Source organism: Sorangium sp. So ce887 (genome assembly GCF_051521455.1).
In the GTDB taxonomy this organism is placed as follows: Bacteria; Myxococcota_A; Polyangia; order Polyangiales; family Polyangiaceae; genus Sorangium.
In genome coordinates this window covers 7824438-7847950 of record NZ_CP150354.1, presented here as the reverse complement: position 1 = coordinate 7847950, position 23513 = coordinate 7824438, and the positions used below count along the sequence as shown (strand labels likewise).

Genomic DNA, 23513 nt, shown 5'->3' with positions numbered 1-23513 from the left:
CGCGTCCTGGGAAACGAAGTACATGGGAAGAGCCATGCGCGCTCTGGATGTCGTCGAGGGGCGATTCGAGATCGAGCGCCTCGCAGGCTCCGGCGGGATGGGGGACGTGTATCGCGCGCGCGACCGGCTGTCGGGCGAGGCGATAGCGCTCAAGGTGCTGCAGGGCGCGAGCGCGGACGATCTGCGCCGGTTCGCGCGGGAGGCGGAGGCGCTCGTCACCCTCCGGCTGCCGGGGGTCGTGCAGTACGTCGCGCGCGGCATGACCGGCGCTGGACAGCCCTACCTGGCGATGGAGTGGCTCTGCGGCGTCACCCTCGAGGAGCGGCTCGCTGAAGCGCCGCTCACGCTCGCGGAGAGCGTGACGCTGGCCGCGCGCGTGGCCACGACGCTCGGCGCGGTGCACCGGCTCGGCATCGTTCACCGCGACCTCAAGCCGAGCAACGTGATGCTCGTCGACGGCGCCGTCGAGCGCGTCACGCTGCTCGACTTCGGCATCGCGCGCGACCTCCGGCTCACGCAGACCCTCACATCGCCCGGCGCGGTGCTCGGCACGCCCGGGTACATGGCCCCCGAGCAGGCGCGCGGCGAGTCGTCGATCGACGCCCGGGCCGACGTGTTCGCGCTCGGGTGCGTCCTGTTCGAGTGCCTCGCGGGGCGCCCGCCGTTCCTCGGCAACAGCGCGCTCGCGCTCCTCATCAAGGTCGTCCTGGAAGAGCCGCCACGGCTCGGGGAGCTCCGCGGCGACGTCCCGGAGCTGCTCGAGCGCCTGGTGACGCGGATGCTGTCGAAGGAGGCGGGGGAGCGGCCGCGCGACGGCGCTGCGGTCGCAGCGGAGCTCGCGGCCGCGGCCGGTGATGGGCTCTCCGCCGGAGCGAGCGCGGTCGCGGCGCCGCCCGCGCCGAGCGAGGAGATCACGACGGCCGAGCGCCGGGTCATGTGCGTCGTCGTGGCCGAAGACGGCAGCGCCGAGACGGACGCCACGCTCTCGGAGGCCGACGCCGCGCGGGCCGAGGCGCTGCGGGACATCGCGGCGCGCCACGGAGGAAGCGTCGATCGCCTGCACTCGCGCTGGCTGCTCATCGCGCTGTCCGGCGCCGAGTCCCCGACGGATCTCGCCACGCGGGCGGCCCACTGCGCGCTCGCGCTCCGGACGGTGCTCGGCGGGGTGCCCATGGCCGTCGCGACGGGGCTGGCAGAGATCGAGGGGAAGCTGCCGGTCGGCGAGCTGGTCGATCGGGTCGCGCAGCTCATCGCCGGGCGCGACGGCCTGCCGCCCCGGGAGATCCGGCTCGACGACACGACGGCGAGCCTGCTCGCGAGCCGCTTCGAGACGGCGCAGGGGCCCGGAGGGGGCCGGCTTCGCGGCCCGAAGGAGGAGCCGGACACCGTTCCCCGGCTCCTCGGCAAGCCGACGCCGTGTGTGGGGCGAGAGCGCGAGCTGCTGCAGCTCGCGACCGAGTGGCGCCATTGCGTGGACGAGCCCGCCGCGAACGCCGTGGTCGTCGTGGGCGCCCCGGGTCTCGGCAAGTCGCGCCTGGCGTGGGAGTTCCTTCGCGCACTCGAGGCGCGGAGCGAGGCCGCCGAGGTCTGGATCGGCAGGGCCGATCCCATGGCGGCCGGCTCGGCGTTCGGCCTGCTCGCCCGGGCGCTCCGCCGCGCCATGGGCCTCCTCGACGGCGAGCCGCCCGAGGCGCGGCGGCGCAAGGTGCGCGCCCGGGTCGAGCGGCTCGATGCGTTCCGGAGCAAGGGCCCGCAGGTCGCGGCGTTCCTCGGCGAGCTCGTCGGGGCGGCGTTTCCCGACGAGGGCGACGTGCAGCTCCGTGCGGCGCGCCAGAGCCCGATGCTGATGAGCGACCGCCTCCGCCAGGTGTTCGAGGACTTCGTCCGGGCCGAGTGCCAGCGGCGGCCGGTGCTGCTGGTGCTGGAGGACCTGCACTGGGGCGACCTGCCCACGGTGACCCTGGTCGACGCCGCGTTAAGGCACGCCAGGGACCTGCCGTTCTTCGTGCTGGCGCTCGCCCGTCCGGAGGTCGACGAGCTCTTCCCGGCGCTGTGGCGCGAGCGCAACGGCCTCCGGCTCCGCCTTGCTCCGCTGCCCCGGCGCGCGGGCGAGCGGCTCGTGCGCGAGGTGCTCGGTGACGGCGTGGGAGCCGAGCAGGTGGAAGAGCTCCTCGCGCGCGCCGACGGCAATGCGTTCGTGCTGGAGGAGCAGATCCGCGCGGTCGCCGAGGGCAGGAGCGAGGGCATGCCCGAGACGGCGCTGGCGATGGTGCAGGCGCGGCTCGAAACGCTGGAGGTCGAGGAGCGGCGCGTGCTGCGCGCGGCGAGCGTCTTCGGCGAGACGTTCTGGGAGGGCGGGGTGGCGGCCCTCGTGGGCGGCGCGCCGGTGGCGCCGCGGCTCGCCGAGCTCGCGCGGCGGGAGCTCGTGCAGCGGCGCCACGAGGCGCGCATCGCGGGCGAGGTGGAGTACGGGTTCCGCCACGCCCTCGTACGAGAGGCCGCCTACGGCATGCTCACGGAGCGCGACCGGCGCGTCGGGCACGGCCTCGCGGGCGACTGGCTGGATCGGGCCGGCGGCGCGGATGCCATGGCGCAGGCCGAGCACTTCGAGATCGGCGGCGCACCGGCGCGGGCGGCGGATGCGTTCCTGCGCGCCGCTGAAGAGGCGCTTCGCGGCAACGACCTGGCCATGGCGCTGGCGCGGGCGGACCGCGGTATCGGCTGCGGGGCAGCCGGGGACACCGCGGGCAGGCTCCGCCGAGTCCAGGCCGAAGCCCACGTGTGGCGCGGCGATGCCGCCCTCGCGGTGGAGCGCGGCACCGAGGCGATCGAGCGGCTCGAGCGCGGCACGACCGCATGGTTTTTGATCATCAGCCAGGTGGTCATCGCCTCATCCAAGCTGGGAGGGCTCGATGACGTCGAGCGATGGGCGACCGCGGCGGCGGATACCCCGGCCGTGGGCAACGCTCAGCGCGCCAAGCTCATCTGTCTTGCCGACGTTGCGGCCGCGCTTATTCTGGGGGGGCATTATGCCGAAGGGAATGCCCTGATCGAAACGGTCGAGCGCGCTCTTGCACGAGCAGAGAACCAGGATATCGAGGTGGATGCGCGCCTCCACGAGGCGCGGTCCTACCTCGCGATGTGCGCTGGTGATCTGGGCGCCGGCGTGAGCGGCCTGGAGGCTGCGGCGCTTGCGTTCGAGCAAGCGGGCGATCATCGCAACGCCTGTAACATGCGCGCGAACCTCGGGAATGGCTATACGGAGCTCGGCGACTTCGAGCGGGCGGAGTCGATGCTGCGCGCAGCGCTGGCGGAGGCTGGCCGGTTGCATCTGCATGACATGAGGTTCTCGGTCGAGCTGAACCTTGCGCAGGTCCTCGCGTATCGCGGTCATCTGGCCGAGGCGCGGACGCTCGCCGAGTCCGCTGCGACGCTGAGCGGTCAAGCGGGGGTGGTGCGCACGGAGCTGATTGCTCGTTGTTACCTCGCGAAGATCGCTCTCGCCAGCGGGGATCTCGGGGTCGCCGAGCGCGAAGCGCGCGCCGTAGTGGCGCTCGCGTCGAGCGCGCCGACGTTTGCCGTGCAGGCCTCTGCCGTCCTCGCCCGCGCGCTGCTCGGGCTCGGTCGTACCGACGAGGCGATGCGGGCTGCCGCCGAGGCGAGCTCGCAGCTTGCGGAGCTCGGTACCCTGGAAGAAGGCGAGCCGCTGGTCCGGCTGACGTATGCCGAGGCGCTCGCCGCGAGCGGCAGGCACGCCGAGGCGATGGCCGCCATCGCGTCGGCCAGGACTGCGCTGCTCGCGCGCGCCGAGAAGCTCATCGACCCGACCTGGCGCGAGCGCTTCCTCCGCGGCGTTCCCGACAACGCCCGCACGCTCGAGCTCGCGCGGCAGTGGCTCGCCAGCTGACGCAGCGCCGCGCTCAAGCGCGCCGCCGGCCGCGCGCGATCCCCAGCATGGCGCCGAGCAGCGCGAGCCACGGCGCCGGCGAGCCGCCCGCCGGCGAGCCGCCCGCGGCGCGGCAGTCGCAGCCGTCGCCGCCGCTGTCGAGCCCGCCGCCGCTGCCCGACGAGGACGACGCCTCGCTCGATGAGCTCGCCGCGCTCGAGGCCGCCCCGCCGCCGCCCTCCCCTCCTGGGCAACCCCGGGTCGCGGCCGGCCCGGCCTCGGTCGGGCAGGCGTCATCGATGTCGCTCACGAAGTCGTTGTCGTCGTCCGTGTCGCAGTCGTCGCCTGCGCCGTCGCCGTCCGTGTCGGTCTGGGCGGGGTTCTCCCTGGCCTTGCAGCTGTCGCACGCGTCGCCCACGCCGTCGGCGTCGGTGTCGGCCTGGTCCGGGTTCGGGACGGCAGGGCAGCTGTCCGCGCTGTCGAGCACGCCGTCGCCGTCCGAGTCGACGCCATCGTCCTCGCAGGCGTCGCCGGTCCCGTCGCCGTCCGAGTCCTCCTGGCCGGGATTGGCCACCTTGGGGCAGTTGTCCGCGTCGTTGTACAGGCCATCCTGATCATCGTCGATATCGCAGGCGTCGCCGATGCCATTGCCGTCCGAATCCTCCTGTCGCGGGTTCTCCGCCAGAGGGCAGTTGTCGCCCAGGAGCACGCCGTCGCCGTCGAAATCGATGGCGCCGGGCGTCGGGACGGCGCACGCGGCCCAGGTCGACGACAAGGGCTCGCTGGTCTCGACCGCGCCGGTCACTCCATTTCCCCCGCTCGCGGTCTGGGCGCCTTCGGTGAAGTCCTGCCGGCAGCTCCCGCCCGCGGTCGACAGCGGCGCGTGCAGCGCGATGTCGTCCGCCGCGTCGTCCAGGTAGGCGCTCGGCGCGCTCCCGGGGTCCGGTCCGTCGAGCGAAGCACCCGTCTTGTCGACAGGTGCGTTCGGCCCCGTCCCGCCATAGAAGACGTAATCGACGTCCCTCACGAGGTCGCTCACGCCGTCCCAGTAAAAGAGGATCAGGCACTCATGATCGTTCGTCAGCCCGCGCGTCTCTCCCACCGATGCCGGGAGCGGCAGCCGCATGTCGGGCACGGCGGCGACCGACTTGCTCTCCCCCTGGCCATAAGTGGCCGTGCTGTGGATCTCGTAGGTGGGGTGCGAGCCCCAGCCCTCGAACGCCCTCGTCTCGTTGCACCCCATGCGGTAGCACTCGGCGCCTCCGAGCGACACGGTCTGGATCTCACCGGGGCCGATCGCGGCGCCGTCCGGGAAGCGCACAAGGAAATCGTTCGTGTTCGGGAGCGTGGGGCTCGGCGTGACGAGCTGGTGGTAGAAGCGGTAATCAGCGAGGTAGTAGTCCGAGAGGTCGACCGCGCGGCTGCCCGGGTTGTAGATCTCGACGAACTCCGCGGCCGTCGGGTGGACGAGGAACTCCGTCAGGAGGAGCTTCGCGGGGCTCGACACCTGCGCGCGCATCCGGCCGTGGCGCGCGTCGAGCTCCAGCGTGACGACCTGCCCGGCCGCCGCGCTGAAAGCGCCGTTCGAGGAGTCGCGCGGGGCGTAGCTCCAGCCGTTCGCGCCGAGCCTCGTGCTCCACGGCCCCTGCGCCGCGAACTTGAAGGACGTACCGGAGAGCGCCGTCCGGGCGACGAAGCGGTACGTATAGACCTCATCGCCCGCGCGACGATCGCCGAGGCGGCCATCGTCGCGCGCGACCGTGAGCGAAGAGTGAGGGTTCCAGTCGGTGTCGCCCACAGAACCCTGCCAGTCTCCGACGGCGACCCACACCTGCGGCGCGCCGTCGGCGCCGATCGAGGCGTTGCGCGAGTCCGAGGCCGATTCCGTCGCCGGCAAGAACCCTTGTGCGGTCAGGTCGCGTGTGTCGTAGTAGAAGGTGACATCGTAGGGCGGTGTCCCGCCGGCCAGCGTGAAACGCAGGCTCTCGCCGCTGGCCGCGCCCGCGCCGCCATCGTCGAGATCGACGCCGTTCCGCGAGATCTTGTACTCGACGTCGCCCCGCGCCGCGAACGACACCGCCGCCGTGAAGACGCCGTCCCCGGGCGTCGCGTCCGGGGCGATCCCGTCGTCGCGCAGGGGGGCGCCGCGGGGTGCGTCCCACGCTCCGAGCTCCGGCATGGAGCCGGTCACCGTCGGCAAGGCGAGCGCCGCCCTGGGCAGGAGCGAGAGCAAAGCGAAGCTGATGCCGACGAAGGAGCGGCGACGTCGCACGGGGCCACCTCGGTGCCGGGGCGAAATATCCGGACAAGCGGAACCCTAGCGCAGGACGGACGAACAACGAAGGCACAAAGCAGGAACGATCCAGCGCTCGTGAGGCGGCGTCACGCGCCAACCATCGATGAGCGCTGAATCCCGACCTCGACCGCCTCGGGCTGCGTAAAGGTGCCTCGATGTCGCGGCTCAGGCGCGCGGGGCGCTCCGAGGGCCCCGGCCGAGCCGCGTCCTCATCGCGGGACAGCCGCTGTGGCGGGGCGAGGCGAGTCCTCGCGATGCGAGATGCCCGTGAGGACGCTCTTCACGCTCGTCTGACCGGCGCGGTCGCCCGTCGCGTCGAAGAGGGCGAGCGCCCTCGTGTAGTCGAGCGCCGCTCCGGCGGTGTCGCCCTGCTCGCAGCGCAGGTCGGCGCGCGCCTTGAGCACGGCCGCCTGGCCAGCGCCGTCCCCGAGCGCTTCGAGGAGCCGGAGCGCATCCTCGTAGTCGCGCTGCGCGCCCGGGAGCGCGCCCCGCTGGCGGCGCAGGTCGCCGCGGACCTTGAGCGCGGCGGCCTCGCCGGGGCGATCGCCGCTGTCCCGGTACAGGAGGATCGCATTGCCGTAGTCGCGCGCCGCGAGCGCCGTCTGGCGCTCTCGCAGGCGCAGGTCGCCGCGGGCCTGCCACGTGCGCGCGTGGGCCTGCTCGCACCCGAGCGCCCGGAGGAGCTCGGCCTGCGGGAGGACCTCGCGCGCGGCGTGGCCGCTCGCCCCGCGGCCCTCATCGACGCCGCTCGGGGGCGAGCGGAGCTGGCTGAGGACGCGCTCCTCCACGCCCTCGAGAATGTAGAGCGCCCGGTCGTAGTCGCGCGCCGCGCCCGCGAGATCCCCCTCCCGGAAGCACAGATCGCCGCGCGCCTTCAGCACGTTGGCCTCGCCCGGGCGATCGCGGCAGGCCCTGAGGAGCATGAGCGCGCAGCCGTAGTCGCTCGCGGCGCCCTGCGCGTCGTCCTGGTCGAGCCGGAGGTTGCCGCGCGCGAGCAGCCCCATCGCCTCTCCGGTCCGGTCGGCCGCCGCCTTGAAGAGCGAGAGCGCCCGCTCCTCATCGCGCAAGGCGGCCGCGAGATCCCCCTGCCGCCGGCAGAGGTCGCCGCGGAGCAGGAGCGCCGTCGCCTGCCCGCGCCCGTCCCCGGCCGCCTCGAACGCGGCGAGCGCCTCGCCGCAGTCCGCCGCGGCGTCCGCGAGCGCGCCCTCGCGGAGGCGCAGGGCGCCGCGCGCGAGGAGCTCCTTGGCGCCGCGGAGGGCGTCGTCCTCGACCGGCGCGCTCCGCGCCGCGGCGCGCTGCGCGTTCGCGCGCACCGCCTTGCGAAGGACGTCGCGGTGGCCCGGGCGGCCGCGCTCGCGGGCGGCCGGCGTGGCCCGGAGCGTCCCGAAGGTGCCCCGCCGCTTGCTCGCGAGCTCGGCGCGCCGCGCGCCCTCGATCGCCGCGAGCGCGCGCTCGCGCAGCTCGGGGAGCGCGTCGCCGCAGAGGCGCGCCGCCTCGTCGAGCAGCCGCTGCTGGACCTCGGACGTGAGCCCGAGATCGAGCACCGTGCAGGCGTCGACGAGCGCCCGCGCCAGCACGTCGGCGCCGCGCGCGCCGTCCCGGAACGCGGCGATGTCGAGGGCCGCGAAGAGCTCGGCGGCGATGCGACGGCGCATCGCCGCCTCGGGTCGCCCCTCGGCCGCGGCCGTCCAGAAGAGGAGCGCCTGCATCGCGTCCGCCGCCCCGCGGTGCAGCGCGTCCCAGCGCTCCGCGTCGCCGACAACGTCCTTTCGGGCCACGGCGCGCACGAGCGGCGTCACCCGGTAGGTCTGCGTGGCCTGCTCGAGCGACACGAGCCGGCCATGCACGAGCAGCTGGAGCGGCCGCGCGGCGGAAGGCGCGGGCTTCCCCGCCGCGGCGGCGACCACCTCGAGCGGAACCCCCGCCGCGGGCAGCGCGGCGAGCGCTTGCACCACGCCGCGCGCCTCCTGGCCGAGGGACTCCAGCGCGTCACCGAAGACCACACCCAGGATCTCGTCCCCGGGCCCTTCTGGATCCAGATACGTCGCATTTTTCCGCAGGTACGCCTCGGTCGACATCCCCGTCCGCCGCAGCGTGGCGGCGGCGATCTCGACCGCGGCGGGCAGATACCCGAGCGCAGCGACGAGCGCATACGCCCACTGGACCTCTGCCGCGGGCGGCGCTTCCGTCCCCCATGCACCCTGAGAGAGGGCGGACATCGCAGCGGAGACCGAGAGCACCGAGACCCTGAGCTCAGCTGTCTTCCGATCTCCGGACGTGGAGCGGAACCTCAACATTTCGCCTCTATCATTCCAGAAGAGCTGGTTGTCCGAGCAGGCGCCGGCGGGCTCTCGGCCCGTGACGACATGCCTGCTGGCTCCCATGAGCCTGGAGATTGCTGCTGTTGCGAAGAGCTTAGCGCGGCCCGGGACGGGCTCAACGACCTTCCAGGTTTTCGCGCGCGTGGTGGGCCCGCGCCGCGCGCGCTCCGTGTCGCGACTTCGCACCGGCGCCGCGCCCGCGCTGGCATACGCCCGGCATCGGCTTGCCTCTCCATGGGCCAGCGCGTTCGACGACATGGAAAGATGGAACCCTGCGCTGGACGCCCGCTCGGCGCCACCGGGGTGTCTGTCCCGCGGTGGGATCGAAGAGAGAAGAGCCCACGCATCTCCGCGGACCCTGCGGCGAGGCGACCGGCGCGGGAGGAGACCCGCGGGCGGGAGATCCGGGTCGGGGACGAGGTCGTTTATGTGACCGAGACGGGCACCGGGACGCCGGCGGTGCTTCTGCCCAGCATGCTGATCAGCGGCATGACCTACCGGTCCACGGTGGACGCGATGGCGCGGCGCGCCCGGGTGCTCGTCGTGGAGCTGCCCGGCTCGGGCCGCGGCTCGCGGCTGCGCGCGCCGTGGACGCTGGAGCGGTACGCGCGCTGCGTCGCCGACACGCTGCAGGCTTTGCAGCTCGAGCGCGTCACGCTGATCGGCCACTCGCTCTCGGGCGCGGCGGCGCTGGTCACCGGCGCCCTGTACCCCGAGCGGCTATCGGGGCTCGTGCTTGCCGATTCTGTCGGAGTCAACCCGCCTGGCTCGGTCCTGGCGCTCACCCTCGGGCGCGCGGCCGACGCGCTGTTCGAGCCGCGCTTCTCCGTGCGGGCGGCGCCCGCTCTCCTCCTCAACCTGCTCCGCCACACGCGGAGCGTGCTGAGCCTCCTGCGGATCGCCGCGACGGCGGACCTGAGCGCCTACGCCGCGCGCGTGCGCGTGAGGACGCTGCTGGCCTGGGGCGCGCGCGACCTCACGGTGCCGCTCGGCTCGGCCCTCGCCATCCAACGCCTGATCCCGGACTCGACCCTTGTTGTCTCCGCGAAGGGGAGCCACGACTGGATCGTGGAGCGACCCGCGGAGTTCGCGGACGCGGTCGCGAGGTTCATGGCGCGCGGCGGCTGAGCATGGGGGTATCGTGGCGCGCCGGCGTGCGCTACCCTCGTCCCGACGTTCTTTGGCGTGAACCTCGGGAGCGCGATGCGCGGCGAGCGCCGCGCCGCCGTCGCAGGGGGTGGGCTTGACTGGTTTGTGGCGCCTGCTGGAACAGGCCGCGCGGCGGGCGCGGCTCGCGATCCCGCTCCTCGCGCTGCTCGCGACGATGGCCCTGTGTCGCCCCGCGCGCGGCGATGCGGCGCCCACGCCGGCCGCGGGGGCCGCCGGTGGGGCGGGAGCGGCCGGCGCCCCCGCGCCGCCGGGGCCGCGGCCGCTCCCGCCGATCCCGGGCGCGGGGAAGGTCACCGTGGTCGCGATCGCCGGCGCGATCGACCTCGGCCTCTCGCCGTTCCTGGAGCGCGTGGTCGCCGCCCAGGGGGAGGGCGATCTCCTCGTGCTCGACATCAGCACGCTCGGCGGGCGCATCGACGCCGCGCTCGCCATCCGGGACGCGCTGCTCCGGGCCCGCGCCCGCACCGTGTGCTGGGTCAACCCGCGCGCGATCTCGGCCGGCGCGCTCATCTCGCTCGCCTGCGATGTCATCGCGGTGGCCCCAGGCGCGACGCTCGGGGCGGCGACGCCGGTGCAGCTCGGCGAGGGCGGGGAGATGAAGCCCGTCGCCGAGAAGATCGTGTCGTACATGCGCAAGGAGATGCGCGCGACCGCGGAGGCGAAGGGGCGGCGTGGCGACATCGCCGAGGCCATGGTCGACGCCGACGCGGAGGTCCCCGGGCTCGACGAGAAGGGGAAGCTGCTCACGCTCGACGGCGCGCAGGCGCTCGCGTGGGGCGTCGCCGAGGTGCAGGCCGGCAGCGAGGCGGAGCTCTTCGGCGCCCTGGGCCGCCCGTCGCCCGGCGAGATCGCGCGCCCGCGCCCCAGCTTCGCCGAAGAGCTCGCGCGCTTCCTCTCCGATCCGACGCTCTCCGGGATCCTCATGACCCTCGGGATGCTCGGCATCCTCCTCGAGCTCTACGCGCCGGGACACGGCGTCTCGCTCGCCGTCGGGCTCTCGTGCCTCGCGCTGTTCTTCTTCGGGCACCACGTCGTGAAGCTCGCCGGCTGGGAGGAGATCGCGCTCTTCGTCGCCGGCGCGATCCTCATCGCGGTGGAGATCCTCGCCCCGGGGCACGTCGTGCCCGGCGTCGTGGGCGCGGGGTGCGTGGCGCTCGCCCTCCTCCTCGCGCTCCTCGATCTGGAGCGCGTGCCGCTCGACATCGCCTGGCACGCCGGCTGGCTGCCGCGCGCGCTCGCCACGGCGAGCGTCTCCCTCGCCGCGACGGCGGTGCTCGCCGTGGTCGCCGCCCGCGTCGCGCCGAGGACGCGGTTCGGGCGGCGCCTCGTCCTGGACACGGCGATCCGCGCCGTCGCCACCGAAGGACCTTCCGGGAGCTCGGCGGCGCCCGCGTCGCTCGCGTCGGCTGTGGGCAGGGTCGTCACGGCCGGCACCGATCTGCGCCCCTCGGGCAAGGTCTCGCTCGACGGTCGGCGCGTGGAGGCGCTCTCGGAGCTCGGTTACGTCGAGGCGGGCGCCCGCGTCCGCGTGATCCGCGCGGACGCGGGCCGGCTCGTCGTGCGGGCGATCGCGGGCGGCTCGGGCGAGGAGGCCGGCGCGTGACGCCGGCGCTGCTCGTCGTCGCCTTGCTCGTGGTGGGCCTCGTGCTGCTCGCCATCGAGGTGCTCGTCCTGCCCGGCATCGGCCTCGTCGGGGTCCTCGGCGGCGCCGCGGTGCTCGGGGCGGTCGCGCTCGCGTGGGCGGCCCTCGGGACCGGCTATGGCCTGCTCGCGCTCGGCGCGGGCGTCTGCGCGACAGGGCTTCTGTTCTGGGCCGTCCCGAGGACCCGGGTGGGCCGCAGGATGGTGCTGCTCGAGACCCAGCAGGGCGGGCGCGGCCCGGAGGCGCGGCTCGCCGCGCTGATCGGCAAGGAGGGCAGGGCGCTCACGCCGCTGCGCCCCGCCGGTACGGTCGAGATCGAGGATCGCACGGTCGATGTCGTGACCGACGGCCTCTACGTGGAGGCGGGCATGCCCGTGCGCGTCGCGAGCGTGGAGGGGAATCGGGTCGTCGTCGAACCGCAGAAGCCCTAGGGCGCGCGCGAGAGGCGGCCCATCACGGACAGGACGGGTGAAGAGTGGATATGGAGATCATCTCGGTCATCGTGATCGGCGGGCTCGTGCTCGTCGCCATCATCGCGACGCTGTACATGATACCGCTCCGGCTGTGGATCGCCGCGCAGGCGTCGGGCGCCGCGGTCTCGATGCTGACGCTCATCGCGATGCGCCTGCGCCGGGTGCCGCCCGATCAGATCGTCAACGCGCGGATCAGCGCCGTGAAGGCCGGCCTCGAGGGGGTGTCGATCGACATGCTCGAGGCGCACTACCTGGCCCGCGGGCGGGTGGAGGCGGTCGTCTACGCGCTCATCTCGGCGGGCAAGGCGGGGATAGCGCTCGATTTCTCGCGTGCGGCCGCGATCGACCTCGCCGGCCGCAACGTGCTCGAGGCGGTGGCGATGTCGGTGAACCCGCGGGTCATCGAGACCCCGAAGGTCTCGGCGGTGGCCAAGGACGGCATCCAGCTCCTCGCGATCGCGCGCGTGACGGTGCGCGCCAACATCGATCGCCTCGTCGGCGGCGCGGGCGAGCAGACGGTGCTCGCCCGCGTCGGCGAGGGCGTGGTCTCGACCATCGGCTCGGCCAACGACTACAAGCACGTCCTCGAGAACCCCGACACCATCTCGAAGAACGTGCTCAAGAAGGGGCTCGACGCGGGGACGGCGTTCGAGATCCTCTCGATCGACATCGCCGACGTGGACGTCGGCTCCAACATCGGCGCGAAGCTCCAGACGGAGCAGGCCGAGGCGGACAAGCAGGTCGCGCAGGCCCGGGCGGAGTCGCGCCGCGCGCTGGCGGTGGCGCAGGAGCAGGAGATGAAGGCCAGGACGCAGGAGATGCGGGCGAAGCTCGTCGAGGCGGAGTCGATGATCCCGCTCGCCGTCGCGGAGGCGCTCCGCACGGGCAAGCTCGGCGTCATGGACTACTACAACATGCGCAACGTCATCGCGGACACCGAGATGCGCCAGGGTATCGCCGGCACCGCGGGGGGCAAGCCCGACCCCGTCGGGGAGTCGTGAGATGCCGCCGCGGGACGCTGCGAGCCCGCTCCTCGCGTGGCTCGGCCGCCGCGAGGGGCTCGTGCGGCGCTTCGTGCTGGCCGAGGTGCTCGGCCCGCCGCGCGCGCTGTCGCCGCATGCGACCGCCCTCGGGCGGCCGGTCGGCTGGCAACACCCCGAGGACGCTGGACGGGCGCCATGGATGACCTCGATCGCTACGTCGGCTACCTCGTCGCGGCGGCCTGGCTGATCATCCATGCCGCGATGAAGTTCGGCGCCCGGCGCCTGGAGCGCGCCGCGCGCGCCGAGGCGCTCCGCGCGGCCGCGGCCGCGGTCGAGGTGCGGCGCGGTACGCTGCCAGCGAGCGCAGACGAGCCGCGGGGCGACGAGCCGCGGGGCGACGCGCCGCCTGCCGGGGCCGCGCGGCGGAGCGCGGCGCCGCGGGCGGCGGTGCCGTTCGGCGCGCCGCTGGCGCCCGATGCAGCCCGGCTGCGCGCGGCGCTGTCGCGGCTCGCCGAGCTCGACCGGAGCGCCGCCGCGCTCGGCGAGGCGGTGCGCCACGAGCGCGCGAACCGGCGCTTCGCGGACGTGCTCACCACGTTCGTCCCGCGCGAGATCGCGCGGCTGCGCGCGGCCGTCGACGCGGGCCTCGGGGCGCACGAGGTGGAGGCCGCGGCGGATGACATCGAGCTCGTGGTGAGCGAGATCGCGGTGCTCGCGCGGCAACGCCGCGACCCCTCGCTCCTGCCCGAGCTCGGCGACGCGGACGCCCTCGCCGACGCCTGCTACGCCCCGGTGATCGCGTTCGCGCGGGCGGAGGGGCTGCCGCTCCGGAGCGGATTGCCGGCCACGCAGCTCACGCGCCTCGATCTCGCCATCTGGACGGGCTTCATCCCGACGTCGATCGCGCCCATCTTCCTCCCCGCCGACTTCTTCTCGACGCCGCTGCGCTGGCCGGCGCTCGCGCACGAGATCGGCCATGATTTCCTGGCGTCGGTCGACGGCCTGGAGCCGGCCCTGCGCCGCGAGCTCGGCCTGCCCGACCGGAGCGAGCGAGCGCGCCCGCTCGCCCTGGACGACGAGCGCGCCGGGCCTTCCGAGCTCAGGCGGGTGTTCGGCGCGTGGTTCGAGGAGATCTTCTGCGACGTCTTCGGAACGCTCATGTTCGGCCCCGCCTACGTGCTCACGATGAGTGAGCTGTTCTTCCAGGAGGACTCTCCGTATGCGTCGCTCGCGATCCAGACCGACGCGGGCGGCGCGCGCTATGACGAGCACCCTCCGCCGCACCTGCGCGTGCTCATCGGGTGCATGGTCCTCGATCGGGCCGGGCTCGGCGATGCCGCGGGCGCGCTGAGGGAGGCGTGGGCGCGCCGCCACGCCGAGGTGGACCTCGACGAGCTGCTCTTGCCCGCGGGGAGGGCGTGGCACGCGTTCCCGCTGGCACCCTTCACCGAGATGGCCGAGCGGCTCGTGGAGCGCCTCTATGCCGGACCGCTCGTGGCCCTGTCGGGCTTCGGTCTGCAGGACATCAGCGGGCTCGACCACGGCCCGCACGCGCACCAGGAGGGCCTGCGCGCGCGCGACGCGCTGCTCGCCGGCCGGGTCCCCGCGGTCCGCGACGCGCGGGCGCTCCTCGCGGGCGCGGTGCTGGCGGCGCACCAGGCGCCCGAGAGGGCGCTGCTGATCCTGACCCGGGCGCGCGCCGCGATCCCGGCGCTCGGCACGAGCGAGCAGCGCCCCGACGCGTTCGCGCCGGCCCTCGGCGCGTTCAGCATCGCGCTCGACCGCCGCGCCGTGACGGAGGCGCTGCTCTTCCGGGAGGCATTGCTGCCACCGAGAGCGCTGCGTGCGCGCCGCCGGGCGCGCAACTAGGCCGCGCTCGGAAGAGAATGAGTCGAGCTGCCAGGTCGTGCTCAGACGAGAAAGAGTCGAGACGCGCGGTACGCCGAGGACGCCAAGGAGAAGATAGATGAGAGAGGTGGAATCTTTCTCTCTTTGTGTCTTGGCGGTCAGCTGTCTGTCACGCTTGCCGCGCCGCGCCGCGCGGATCAGAGGGCGTCGAGCTCGGCCGCCCCCTGCACGGAGTGGACGGTGTGGATCGTGGGCGTCCGAGGCGCGGCGAGGCTGCCTGCCGCGATCAGGGGCAAGGGCGCGCGCGGCGAGGCGAGGCTGTCCGACTGGAGCTTCACGAGCTCCTCGCGCTGGTACTTCCACACGGTCCGGTAGCGGAAGAACGGCACCGCCGGGTAGAGGTGATGGATCAGGTGATACGTCTGCCCGAAGAGCAGCACGTTGAAGAGCGCGCTGTCGATCGCGCGCGTCGCGCGATACCGGTTCTGCGCCGCCGTGACGCCGTGAGGGTAGTGAGGCAGGTAGTCGAAGGCGAACGCGAGGAAGAAGATCGCCATCCGCGCCGGCACGATCCAGTAGAGGAGCGCGATCTCGCCGTAGCCGAGCCCGAAGGCCAGCGCCACGAGCGCGAGCATCGCCGCGAGCGTCGCGACCGTCTCGATCCGCTCGCTGCGCTTCTGCGCGTGGTACGAGCGCAGAAACAGGTAGTAGTAGTGGAGGTCCTGCGTCGCCCAGCGGAACGGGAGGAGATACCACGGGCCGCGCCCGCTCCAGTGGTCGGGATCCCGGTCCTCCTCGTTCGTGTGCTTGTGATGCTCGATGTGGAAGTGACGCACCGCCAGGAACGGCGCCATGAGCAGCAGCCCCGACAGCCGTCCGACCACGCCGTTCAACAGCGCGGAGCGCGCCAGCGACCGGTGCGCGGCCTCGTGCATCGGCGTGAACGCGGCATACGCGGCCACCGCCGCCCCGAGCACCGCCGGCACCGTCGGCACCCAGCCCATGACGCCGGCGTAGACCGCCGCCGCCCAGAGGGCACACGCCCCCGCGAAGAGCGCCAGCGTCGGCCACTCGATCGGCCGGGTCTGCAGCAGCCCGCTCGCCAGCGGCAGCACGCTCCAGATCGCGGGCCGCCCTGAAGGCCGTCCTGACGGTCGACCTGACGGTCGTCCTGACGGTCGCACCGAGGGCCGGATGGAACGAGGCTCGTCGTTGTTCATCGTGAAACTGCAGGCCGCTGGCCGCCCCGATGGACGACTGAGTCGATTCTCGTCGTTGTTCATGGCGTTCAACACTCCCGGGGGAAGCTTCGGATCTTCACTCTTGTGACAGCGGACGATGCACGCCGGACCGAGCGCAAGCGAACGTTCGACCACTCGGGACCGCGCTCCAGGGATCGCACCGAGAGGTCGTCACCGGCCCGCGATCTCCAGAGCGAGGTCCTCCACGGCCATTCTCTCGAGTGAACAGGGAGCGCCATGGGCGTTTCCGCTGCGAGAGAAGGCGGGAGTTGCTCGCAGACGAGCACGAATCCAATCTAGCAGCCTCGCAACAGGAGCACAACGAGACTTTCGGAGCAATGCGTTGGGCTTCTGGCTAGCGGTTAGCTGGATTCCAGAAGCGGACTCTTCTGTTGTGCTTTCACCGGGGTCGCGGTGGCCGCGGTGGCCGCGGTTGTTGCCGCTCTTGCGGCTGCCGCGTGAGCGAAGCGCGCGGCTTGGCTGCCTGTGCGGAGCCGGCCCGGAGGCGTGGCGCTGAGCATGCCGACACCGTCGAAACCGTGCAGGGGGCGCCTTTTCTTTCTCTTTTCCTTCTAGATGTGCCGCAGCATCGCGCTCACCTCGCCGGCACAACCCCACGCCAGCGTGTACCCAGCGCCGCCATGGCCGTAGTTGTGGATCACGCGGCCTTCGCGCTCGAGCCGCACGGTGCTCCGATACGGGCGCAGGCCGGCGCGCGCCCTGAGCAAGCGGCCTGGTCGAAGACCGGCCGCGCGCACCCGCTGGAGCATTGCGTCAGTACGCTCGGGGTCGGGCGTCAGCGGGCGGTCGTCGGGGGACGGAATGACACAGCCGCCAATCACGATCTCGCGACGCCGCGGGACGACATAGACGAGCGCGGATTCGTCCCTTTCATCACCCAGTGCGACATCTGGGGGTATCTCGCCTGGCTCGACGATGGCTACCTGGCCGTAAAGGGCGAGGAGCTCGCCGTCGCCGGTGAGGGCGCGCGCCCCGAGCCCGGTGCAATTCACGACGCCGTCGCCCTCGACCTCGGCGAGCGATTGCACGCGCTCGATGCGCACCGGGCTGTGGAGCTGCGACTCCAGCCAGGGCAGGTGCAGCGACGGCTCGATGCGCGGCGCCGTGAACCGGAAGCTGTACGGCGCGCCCAGCGGGTGCGGTCCAGGCTCGAGCGCGAGGTCCGGGGCGCTCGGGGCCCACCAGGGCAGCTGCGTGTCGTCCGACGCCTCGCGCGTGGTCAGGAGATCCACGCCCGCCTCGGGGTGCTCCCGTGCGATGCGCGTGAGCTCATCGAGGCTCGCCCGCGACCAGGCGTTGACGCGCTCGGGCGGGTTCGCCGCGAACGGGTGCCACAGCGCGGCCGCGACAGCGGACGTCGTGCGCTCGCCGCGCTCCGCCGCGATCACCTGCACGCGGTGCCCGTCGCGCTGGAGGATGACCGCCGTGGTCAACCCGATCACCCCTGCGCCCACGACGGTGATGTGCCGCTCCGGCGCTTGTCTCGTCGATGACTCCACGGTTGCGCGCTCTAGCACGCTGCCCCCCTGCGTCGAGATCGCACGCCGCGCCCGGCGATCGAAGCCGATCGGTCAGCCGTCCCGCGCCGCCCCGCGCAGCCTCGATCCGCTCGCGCCGTCCCATGTGGCCGGCCGCCTGCGCCGAACCCGGGGGCCTTCACCTCGCGGATAGCGCGCGGCGCTCCTCCGGGGCCGGCTGCGCGCCGCGCCCTGGACGGCGCCGCGCGGCCGCGGTGGTCTGCGCCTCGCGCGCGCTGACGCGGCCGCGCACAGACGGTGCTACGCAGTCCCGGTCCGCAGCGCCGGGCTCGCCGCGGTCCCGCGGCCCGGCGCGCGGCGCGAGGGACCATGTCGAGCCACCGCTTCAACGATCCGGAGATCGCCGCCGTGTATCGCGCCATCCACGAGCGGCGCGACATGCGCCACTTCCTGCCCGAGCCGGTGGACCCCGGCGCGCTCGCCAGGCTGCTCGCGGCCGCGCACGCCGCGCCGAGCGTGGGCATGATGCAGCCCTGGCGGTTCGTGCGGATCACGGCGCCGGAGCTCCGGCGCGAGATCCACGCGCTCGTCGAGGCGGAGCGCCTCGCCACGGCGCGCGCGCTCGGGGAGCGCGAGGACGAGTTCATGCGCCTCAAGGTCGAGGGCATCCTGGAGTGCGGCGAGCTGCTCGTCGCCGGCCTCATGGCGGGCCGCGAGGCGCACGTGTTCGGCCGCCGCACGCTGCCCGAGATGGATGTCGCCTCGGTGGCCGCGGCCATCCAGAACCTGTGGCTCGCGGCGCGCGCGGAGGGGCTCGGCGTGGGATGGGTATCGCTCTTCGAGCCGGAAGGGCTGGCCGCGCTGCTCGGCATGCCGCCGGGCAGCAGGCCGCTCGCCATCCTGTGCGTCGGTCACGTGGCGGCGTTCTACGATCGCCCCATGCTCGAGGCGTGCGGCTGGGCAGCGCGCCGCCCGCTCCCGGAGCTCGTCTCCGAGAACGCCTGGCCCGAGGAGGCCGCCGCGGCCGGCGAGAGGAGCCCGTGATCCCGGCACGCTCGCGCCGGTGGGCGAGGCGAGCGCGGCGAGCGCGCAGGCAACGAGGCGAGCGCGGCGCTCCGCGGAGCTACAGGTCCCGCGCGCAGCGGGCGCCGATGTTGTTGACCCGGTCGAAGGGGTAGCTGTAATCGCGGTTGCCCGCGCGCACGTCCGACGCCGGCGCACGGTAGCTCCCGCCGCGCGTGACCCGCGTCGCGTCGCGCTCGCCGTCCACGCGATGCACGCAGTCGATGCACGACGTGGGGAGCGCGTCGCGCCACCAGTCCATCGTCCACTCCCACAGGTTGCCGGCCAGGTCCGAGTGCCCCCATCGCCCGTCTCCGCTCGGCTTCGACCCCACCGGCAGGATGTCGCTCAGCGCGCAATCTCCCGCGGCGCTCCCATCGCCGGTGCACCCATAGGCGGCGCGCGCGCTGTCGATCCCGGAGCCCCAGGGATACGGTCGGTGCTCGTCGCCTCCAGCGGCCGCGTAGTTCCACTCCGCCTCGGAGGGCAAGCGGCCGCCGTCCCACGAGCAGAACGCGAAGGCCTCGAACCAGGTGATGCAATTGATCGGGAGCTCCTCGTTCGGTCCCGGCTCGTCGGTCCATGTCCAGAGGAGATCACCATTGCATTGCAGCGCCGATTTCAGCATCGCGGTGTTCGGCGCGAGCCGCTGGTTCCATCCCGCGATCCACCCGCTGCCGTCGACGTGAGGGTGCCGGCCAGCCCCGATCGCGGGCGGACTCTCCTGCACGCCCCGCCCGGCTTCCACGAACGCTCGGAATCGCCCCACCGTGATCTCGAACCTGTCCAGGCGGAAATCGCTGACGGCCGCAGGGAACGAGTCGTCCGTGCTCGATTCACCGTCGTAGCTCCTCAGGTACGTGCCGCAGGGGACCCGTCTGTTGCCGCAGCAGCTCGCCTCGCCGGGACCGCAGCTGTCCCCGGCGCCCGGCCCGCCGCCCGCGCAGCTCCGAGGCATGGCCAGCACGTCCGGCGAGCCGCACGTGTTCGGGCAACCCGGCTCCCCGCACTCGCCGCACTCCGCGCCGCCCTCGCACATGACGCAGGCCCCGGCGCCATCGCACGCGGAGCCGCCGTCCGAGCCACAGGGCGTCTGCGCCGGCCGCGGCAGCTCCGCGCACAGGCCCTCGCCGCACACCACCTCCATGCAGGCGCTCTGCGCCGGCGGGCAGTCCTCCACCGGGTCGACGCAGGTGTCCGTCGCGCCGCCACCGTCACCGCCGCCGCTGCTGGTGCCGCTGCTGGTGCTGCTGCTGCCGGTGCTGGTGCTGGTGCTGGTGCTGGTGACGCCGCCGCCTCCGCCGCCCTCGGACCCACTTCCGCCGCTCCCGGACCCGTGGTCGCCGGAGAAATCACGGATGCGTGGGCTGCAAGCCGACACGAGAGAGATGGACACGAGGAGCGCCAATTGTCTCATGTACGGCATCCTACGCCACCCGGCGGGCCGCGTCGTCGCGTCGGTGGTGGATCGACGCCGACGCGGCGACTCGACAGCAGCGGGCTCGGCTACTTGCGCTGGACGGCGGCGTCGCCGGCGCGCCGGCCGGGCTCGATCTGGCTGACGTCGCGGACAGCGCCGTTGGCGGCGCTCGTGGCCATGAGCGCGTAGGCCCGCAGGGCAGGGGAGACCTTCCGGTCACGGTTCGGCTTGAACGCATCGGCGCCCCGCGCCTCGACGGCGCGGCGGCGGCGCTCGAGCTCCGCGTCGCTGACGAGGACATCGATGGTCCGGGCGGGGATGTCGATCCGGATGCGATCGCCCTCCTCGATGAGCCCGATGGTCCCGCCTTCGGCCGCCTCGGGCGAGACGTGCCCGATGCTCAGGCCCGAGGTCCCGCCGCTGAACCGGCCGTCGGTGATGAGGGCGCACGCCTTGCCGAGGCCCTTCCCCTTCAGGAACGACGTCGGATAGAGCATCTCCTGCATGCCGGGGCCGCCCTTCGGGCCCTCGTAGACGATGACGACCACGTCGCCCGAGCCGACCTGGTTGTCCCAGATCGCGTCGCACGCCGCCTCCTGCGACTGGAACACCCGCGCAGGCCCCTCGAACTTCCAGATCTCGGGATCGACGCCCGCGGTCTTCACGATGCAGCCGTCCGCCGCGATGTTGCCGTAGAGCACGGCGAGGCCGCCCTCGCGGCTGTAGGCGTGATCGACGTCGCGGATGCACCCCTTCTGGGCGTCGTCGTCGGTGTCGGCGAAGTACTTGTCCTGCGAGAACGCGACCGTGGTCGGGACGCCGCCCGGCGCGGCGAGCGAGCGCTTCTTCGCGGCCGCCGCCGCCGTGGGGCGACGGAGGTCGTTCTCGTCGATCGCCTCGCCCAGCGTGCGCGCGTGCACCGTGCCCACCTGCCGGTGGATGAGCCCCGCGCGGTCGAGCTCCCCGACGATCGTCAGCACGCCGCCCGCGCGGTGCACGTCCTCGACGTGGTAGTGCGACGACGGCGCCACCTTGCAGATGTTGGGCACCTTGCGCGACATCCGGTCGATGTCCGCCATCTTGAAGTCCACCTCCGCCTCGCGGGCGATCGCCAGGAGGTGGAGCACCGTGTTCGTCGAGCCGCCCATCGCGATGTCGAGCGCCATCGCGTTCTCGAACGCCTCGAACGTCGCGATGCTCCGTGGCAGCACCGAGGCGTCCCCGTCGACATAGTACCTCTGCGCGAGCTCGACGACGCGCTTCGACGCCGCCTCGAAGAGCCCCCAGCGCGCCGCGTGCGTCGCGAGCAGCGTGCCGTTGCCGGGCAGCGCCAGCCCGAGCGCCTCGTTGAGGCAGTTCATGCTGTTCGCCGTGAACATGCCGGAGCACGAGCCGCAGGTCGGGCACGCGGACCGCTCCATCGCGGCGAGATCCGCGTCGCTCACCTTCTCGTCGCTCGCCGCGATCATCGGATCGATGAGGTCGAGCTTGCGGACGAGCGGCTTGCCGTCGCGGTCGTGCGTCCCGACGATCTTGCCCGCCTCCATCGGACCGCCGGAGACGAAGACGGTCGGGACGTTGAGCCGCATGGCCGCGAGCAGCATGCCGGGCGTGATCTTGTCGCAGTTCGAGATGCAGAGCAGCGCGTCGGCGCAGTGCGCATTGACCATGTACTCGACGCTGTCGGCGATGAGCTCCCGGCTCGGCAGCGAGTACAGCATGCCGGCGTGGCCCATTGCGATGCCGTCGTCGATCGCGATCGTGTTGAACTCGACGCCCCACCCGCCCGAGGCGTCGATGACCTTCTTCGCCCGCTGCCCCACGTCGTGGAGGTGGACGTGCCCCGGAACGAACTGCGTGAAGCTGTTGGCAATGGCGACGATCGGCTTCTCGAAGTCCGCGTCCTTCATGCCGGTGGCGCGCCACAGCGCGCGCGCCCCTGCCATGTTGCGTCCCTGGGTGGTTGTACGACTGCGGTATCCGGCCATGCCCGGAACCTACTCCGTTCCAGCCTTCGCGCCTAGCCGACAGGCGGTGTCGGCGTCAGGGGACCACCTCGACCCACGCGGACACGGGCGAGACGTCGTTCGACGCCGGATCGACGCCGGTGAGGCTCGCCCCGTACGCGCCGACGCGCCGGTTCCTCCCGAAGGTGATCGCCGGACCGGGGCCGGGATCGAAGCCCCGGAGCTCCTCGAGCGCCGCGACGAGCCCGGGCCGGGTGAGGTGGGCGCCGGCGCGCTTGAGCGCCTCGACGAGGACGCGGGCGGCGGCGTACGCGCTCGCCTGGAAGGCGGTGTGCCGCGGCGGGACGCGGTGGCGCTCGAGGAACGAGGCGAGCGAGAGCAGGTCGAGCCGCTCGGCCTCATCGGTGGGGCTCGCATGGACGAGCAGGAGCCGCGCGGCGGCGGCGAGCCGGAGCGACCCGGGATCGCGCCGCATCAGGAAAGCGGGCGCGTAGAGGGCGGGGCGCGGGCGCGGGCGCGTCGCCGGGGGCGACGGCGCCGCGAGCCACCGGGAGAGCTCGTCGCCCTCGCCGGCGAGCAGGACGGCCCGCGGCCGCAGGCGCGCCGCGGCGTCGGCCGCCGCGGCGGCGTCGAAGCGGCCGGGCTCGAAGGGGAGCGAGACAGGGGCAGGGAGGCCGCGCCGCAGCGCCTCGGAGCGCGCCCCGCGGAGGAAGGCGTCCCCGCGCGGGCCCGCCGGGTGGACGACGAGCAGGGCCTCGGCGCCGGAGGGCGCAGGGGCGCCGGCGAGGTGCGCGACGGCGACGCGCGCGAGCGTGTCGAGGCCGGGCTGGAGATGGAACACGACGCCATCGCCCGGGTCCGAGGCGGGGAGCCCGGACCCGAGCGGGCCGACGAGCGGCACCTCGTCGGCGGCGAGGCGCGCCGCCGCGTCGCCGTCGCCGCTCCACACGCTGCCGACCAGCGCGAAGACCCGCTGGTCGAGGAGGCGCGAGGTCGCGGCCGCGCCGTCGAGGGTGTCCTCGCTGTCGGCCACAACGAGCTCGAGCCGCCGCCGGAACACGCCGCCCTGCGCGTTCACCTCCGCGAACGCCGCGGCGAGCACGTCGCGGGCCGCGGCGCCCGCCGCCGCGAAGCGCCCGGTGAGCGGGAGCGCGGCGCCGAGCCGGAGCGCCTCCGGCGAGACGCCCGGATCGGCGTCGCGGCCGACGCAGCGCAGGTAAGCGTAGAGATCGTCGAGGTGCGCGCGGTCGAGCCGGTAGCGCGGCATGACGAGGTGGAGGTCCCGCGCCGCCGGCGCCCTCCCGTCGCGGACGGCGATCGCGAGCGTCTCCGCGGTGTAGGCGCCCCCCGCGCGATCGGCCGCGAAGAGCTGCTCGGGGGTGAGCGGCGGCGCCGCGACGCCGCCCTCCGACGTGCCGTCGCCGCTCCGGCCGTGGCAGCCGGCGCACGCCGCCGCCTTGCCGTGCAGCGCGGCGCCGCTCGCGCCGAGGCGCCCCTCGACCGGCTCCCCCGAGGCGAGGGCCCCGTGGTGGAAGATGCGCCTGCCGCGGAGCGCCGCCGGGCTGAGCTCGGCGCACGAGGCCGCGCCGGCGGGGGCGGGCGCGGGCGCGTCGCGGACGGCCGCGGCGCCCTTCAGCGCGGCGGCGAGGCCGAGCGCCGAGAGCGCGGCGGCGAGGGCGCGGCGCCGCCGCTTCGTCACGAGATG

The 23513-nt window shown here is 73.7% G+C and carries 15 protein-coding genes; 8 read left to right on the top strand and 7 right to left on the bottom strand.

The window, feature by feature from the left end; all coding sequences use genetic code 11:
• The first annotated feature begins 34 nt into the window (after positions 1 to 34).
• Positions 35 to 3907: a protein kinase domain-containing protein gene (locus WMF36_RS28965; protein ID WP_437574003.1), complete on the top strand. Its 3873-nt coding sequence runs from the start codon at positions 35 to 37 to the stop codon at positions 3905 to 3907.
• A 13-nt stretch (positions 3908 to 3920) separates the two neighbouring features.
• Here the strand turns inward: WMF36_RS28965 and WMF36_RS28960 are convergent, their stop codons facing one another.
• Both WMF36_RS28960 and WMF36_RS28955 read right to left on the bottom strand, forming a co-directional pair.
• A complete protein-coding gene (locus WMF36_RS28960; RefSeq protein WP_437574002.1) occupies positions 3921 to 6158 on the bottom strand; it encodes a thrombospondin type 3 repeat-containing protein in 2238 nt (745 codons plus the stop codon).
• A 233-nt stretch (positions 6159 to 6391) separates the two neighbouring features.
• Complete coding sequence (locus WMF36_RS28955) at positions 6392 to 8401, bottom strand: hypothetical protein (protein ID WP_437574001.1); 2010 nt, start codon at positions 8399 to 8401, stop codon at positions 6392 to 6394.
• Positions 8402 to 8767: 366 nt separating this feature from the next.
• Between WMF36_RS28955 and WMF36_RS28950 the strand changes: the two genes are divergently transcribed.
• The 6 genes from WMF36_RS28950 to WMF36_RS28925 all read left to right on the top strand — a co-directional run bounded on the left by WMF36_RS28950 (position 8768) and on the right by WMF36_RS28925 (position 14640).
• Positions 8768 to 9631, top strand: coding sequence for an alpha/beta fold hydrolase (locus tag WMF36_RS28950; protein WP_437574000.1), 864 nt, complete (start codon positions 8768 to 8770; stop codon positions 9629 to 9631).
• Between the two features lie 115 nt (positions 9632 to 9746).
• Positions 9747 to 11276, top strand: a complete 1530-nt coding sequence (locus WMF36_RS28945; protein ID WP_437573999.1) for an NfeD family protein — start codon at positions 9747 to 9749, stop codon at positions 11274 to 11276.
• A complete protein-coding gene (locus WMF36_RS28940) occupies positions 11273 to 11746 on the top strand; it encodes an NfeD family protein (protein ID WP_437573998.1) in 474 nt (157 codons plus the stop codon). Before WMF36_RS28945 ends, WMF36_RS28940 begins: the two co-directional genes overlap by 4 nt.
• 50 nt (positions 11747 to 11796) lie before the next feature.
• Entirely contained in the window at positions 11797 to 12789 is a 993-nt protein-coding gene (gene floA / locus WMF36_RS28935) for a flotillin-like protein FloA (protein WP_437573997.1), read from the top strand.
• Between the two features lies 1 nt (position 12790).
• Positions 12791 to 13018, top strand: coding sequence for a hypothetical protein (locus WMF36_RS28930; RefSeq protein WP_437573996.1), 228 nt, complete (start codon positions 12791 to 12793; stop codon positions 13016 to 13018).
• Entirely contained in the window at positions 12967 to 14640 is a 1674-nt protein-coding gene (locus tag WMF36_RS28925) for a hypothetical protein (RefSeq protein WP_437573995.1), read from the top strand. The genes WMF36_RS28930 and WMF36_RS28925 overlap by 52 nt, the downstream gene beginning before the upstream one ends.
• 176 nt (positions 14641 to 14816) lie before the next feature.
• Here the strand turns inward: WMF36_RS28925 and WMF36_RS28920 are convergent, their stop codons facing one another.
• Both WMF36_RS28920 and WMF36_RS28915 read right to left on the bottom strand, forming a co-directional pair.
• Complete coding sequence (locus WMF36_RS28920; RefSeq protein ID WP_437573994.1) at positions 14817 to 15734, bottom strand: fatty acid desaturase; 918 nt, start codon at positions 15732 to 15734, stop codon at positions 14817 to 14819.
• A 698-nt stretch (positions 15735 to 16432) separates the two neighbouring features.
• Positions 16433 to 17380, bottom strand: a complete 948-nt coding sequence (locus tag WMF36_RS28915; protein ID WP_437573993.1) for an FAD-dependent oxidoreductase — start codon at positions 17378 to 17380, stop codon at positions 16433 to 16435.
• A gap of 348 nt (positions 17381 to 17728) precedes the next feature.
• Between WMF36_RS28915 and bluB the strand changes: the two genes are divergently transcribed.
• Positions 17729 to 18403: a 5,6-dimethylbenzimidazole synthase gene (gene bluB, locus WMF36_RS28910; protein WP_437573992.1), complete on the top strand. Its 675-nt coding sequence runs from the start codon at positions 17729 to 17731 to the stop codon at positions 18401 to 18403.
• Between the two features lie 79 nt (positions 18404 to 18482).
• Here bluB and WMF36_RS28905 read toward each other — a convergent pair whose 3' ends face one another.
• The 3 genes from WMF36_RS28905 to WMF36_RS28895 all read right to left on the bottom strand — a co-directional run bounded on the left by WMF36_RS28905 (position 18483) and on the right by WMF36_RS28895 (position 23507).
• Positions 18483 to 19838: a formylglycine-generating enzyme family protein gene (locus tag WMF36_RS28905; RefSeq protein ID WP_437573991.1), complete on the bottom strand. Its 1356-nt coding sequence runs from the start codon at positions 19836 to 19838 to the stop codon at positions 18483 to 18485.
• A gap of 89 nt (positions 19839 to 19927) precedes the next feature.
• Positions 19928 to 21829, bottom strand: a complete 1902-nt coding sequence (ilvD, locus tag WMF36_RS28900; RefSeq protein WP_437573990.1) for a dihydroxy-acid dehydratase — start codon at positions 21827 to 21829, stop codon at positions 19928 to 19930.
• Positions 21830 to 21884: 55 nt separating this feature from the next.
• Positions 21885 to 23507 carry a cytochrome c/ABC transporter substrate-binding protein gene (locus WMF36_RS28895; protein ID WP_437573989.1) on the bottom strand — a complete coding sequence of 541 codons (1623 nt, stop codon included), beginning with the start codon at positions 23505 to 23507 and terminating at the stop codon, positions 21885 to 21887.
• Positions 23508 to 23513 lie beyond the last annotated feature (6 nt).

Coding starts and splice junctions, on each gene's coding strand:
- bluB (WP_437573992.1), top strand. CDS start 17,729: ATGTCGAGCCACCGCTTCAACGATCCGGAGATCGCCGCCGTGTATCGC.
- floA (WP_437573997.1), top strand. CDS start 11,797: ATGGAGATCATCTCGGTCATCGTGATCGGCGGGCTCGTGCTCGTCGCC.
- WMF36_RS28930 (WP_437573996.1), top strand. CDS start 12,791: ATGCCGCCGCGGGACGCTGCGAGCCCGCTCCTCGCGTGGCTCGGCCGC.
- WMF36_RS28955 (WP_437574001.1), bottom strand. CDS start 8,401: ATGTCCGCCCTCTCTCAGGGTGCATGGGGGACGGAAGCGCCGCCCGCG.
- WMF36_RS28965 (WP_437574003.1), top strand. CDS start 35: ATGCGCGCTCTGGATGTCGTCGAGGGGCGATTCGAGATCGAGCGCCTC.
- ilvD (WP_437573990.1), bottom strand. CDS start 21,829: ATGGCCGGATACCGCAGTCGTACAACCACCCAGGGACGCAACATGGCA.
- WMF36_RS28925 (WP_437573995.1), top strand. CDS start 12,967: ATGGATGACCTCGATCGCTACGTCGGCTACCTCGTCGCGGCGGCCTGG.
- WMF36_RS28950 (WP_437574000.1), top strand. CDS start 8,768: ATGGAACCCTGCGCTGGACGCCCGCTCGGCGCCACCGGGGTGTCTGTC.
- WMF36_RS28905 (WP_437573991.1), bottom strand. CDS start 19,838: ATGAGACAATTGGCGCTCCTCGTGTCCATCTCTCTCGTGTCGGCTTGC.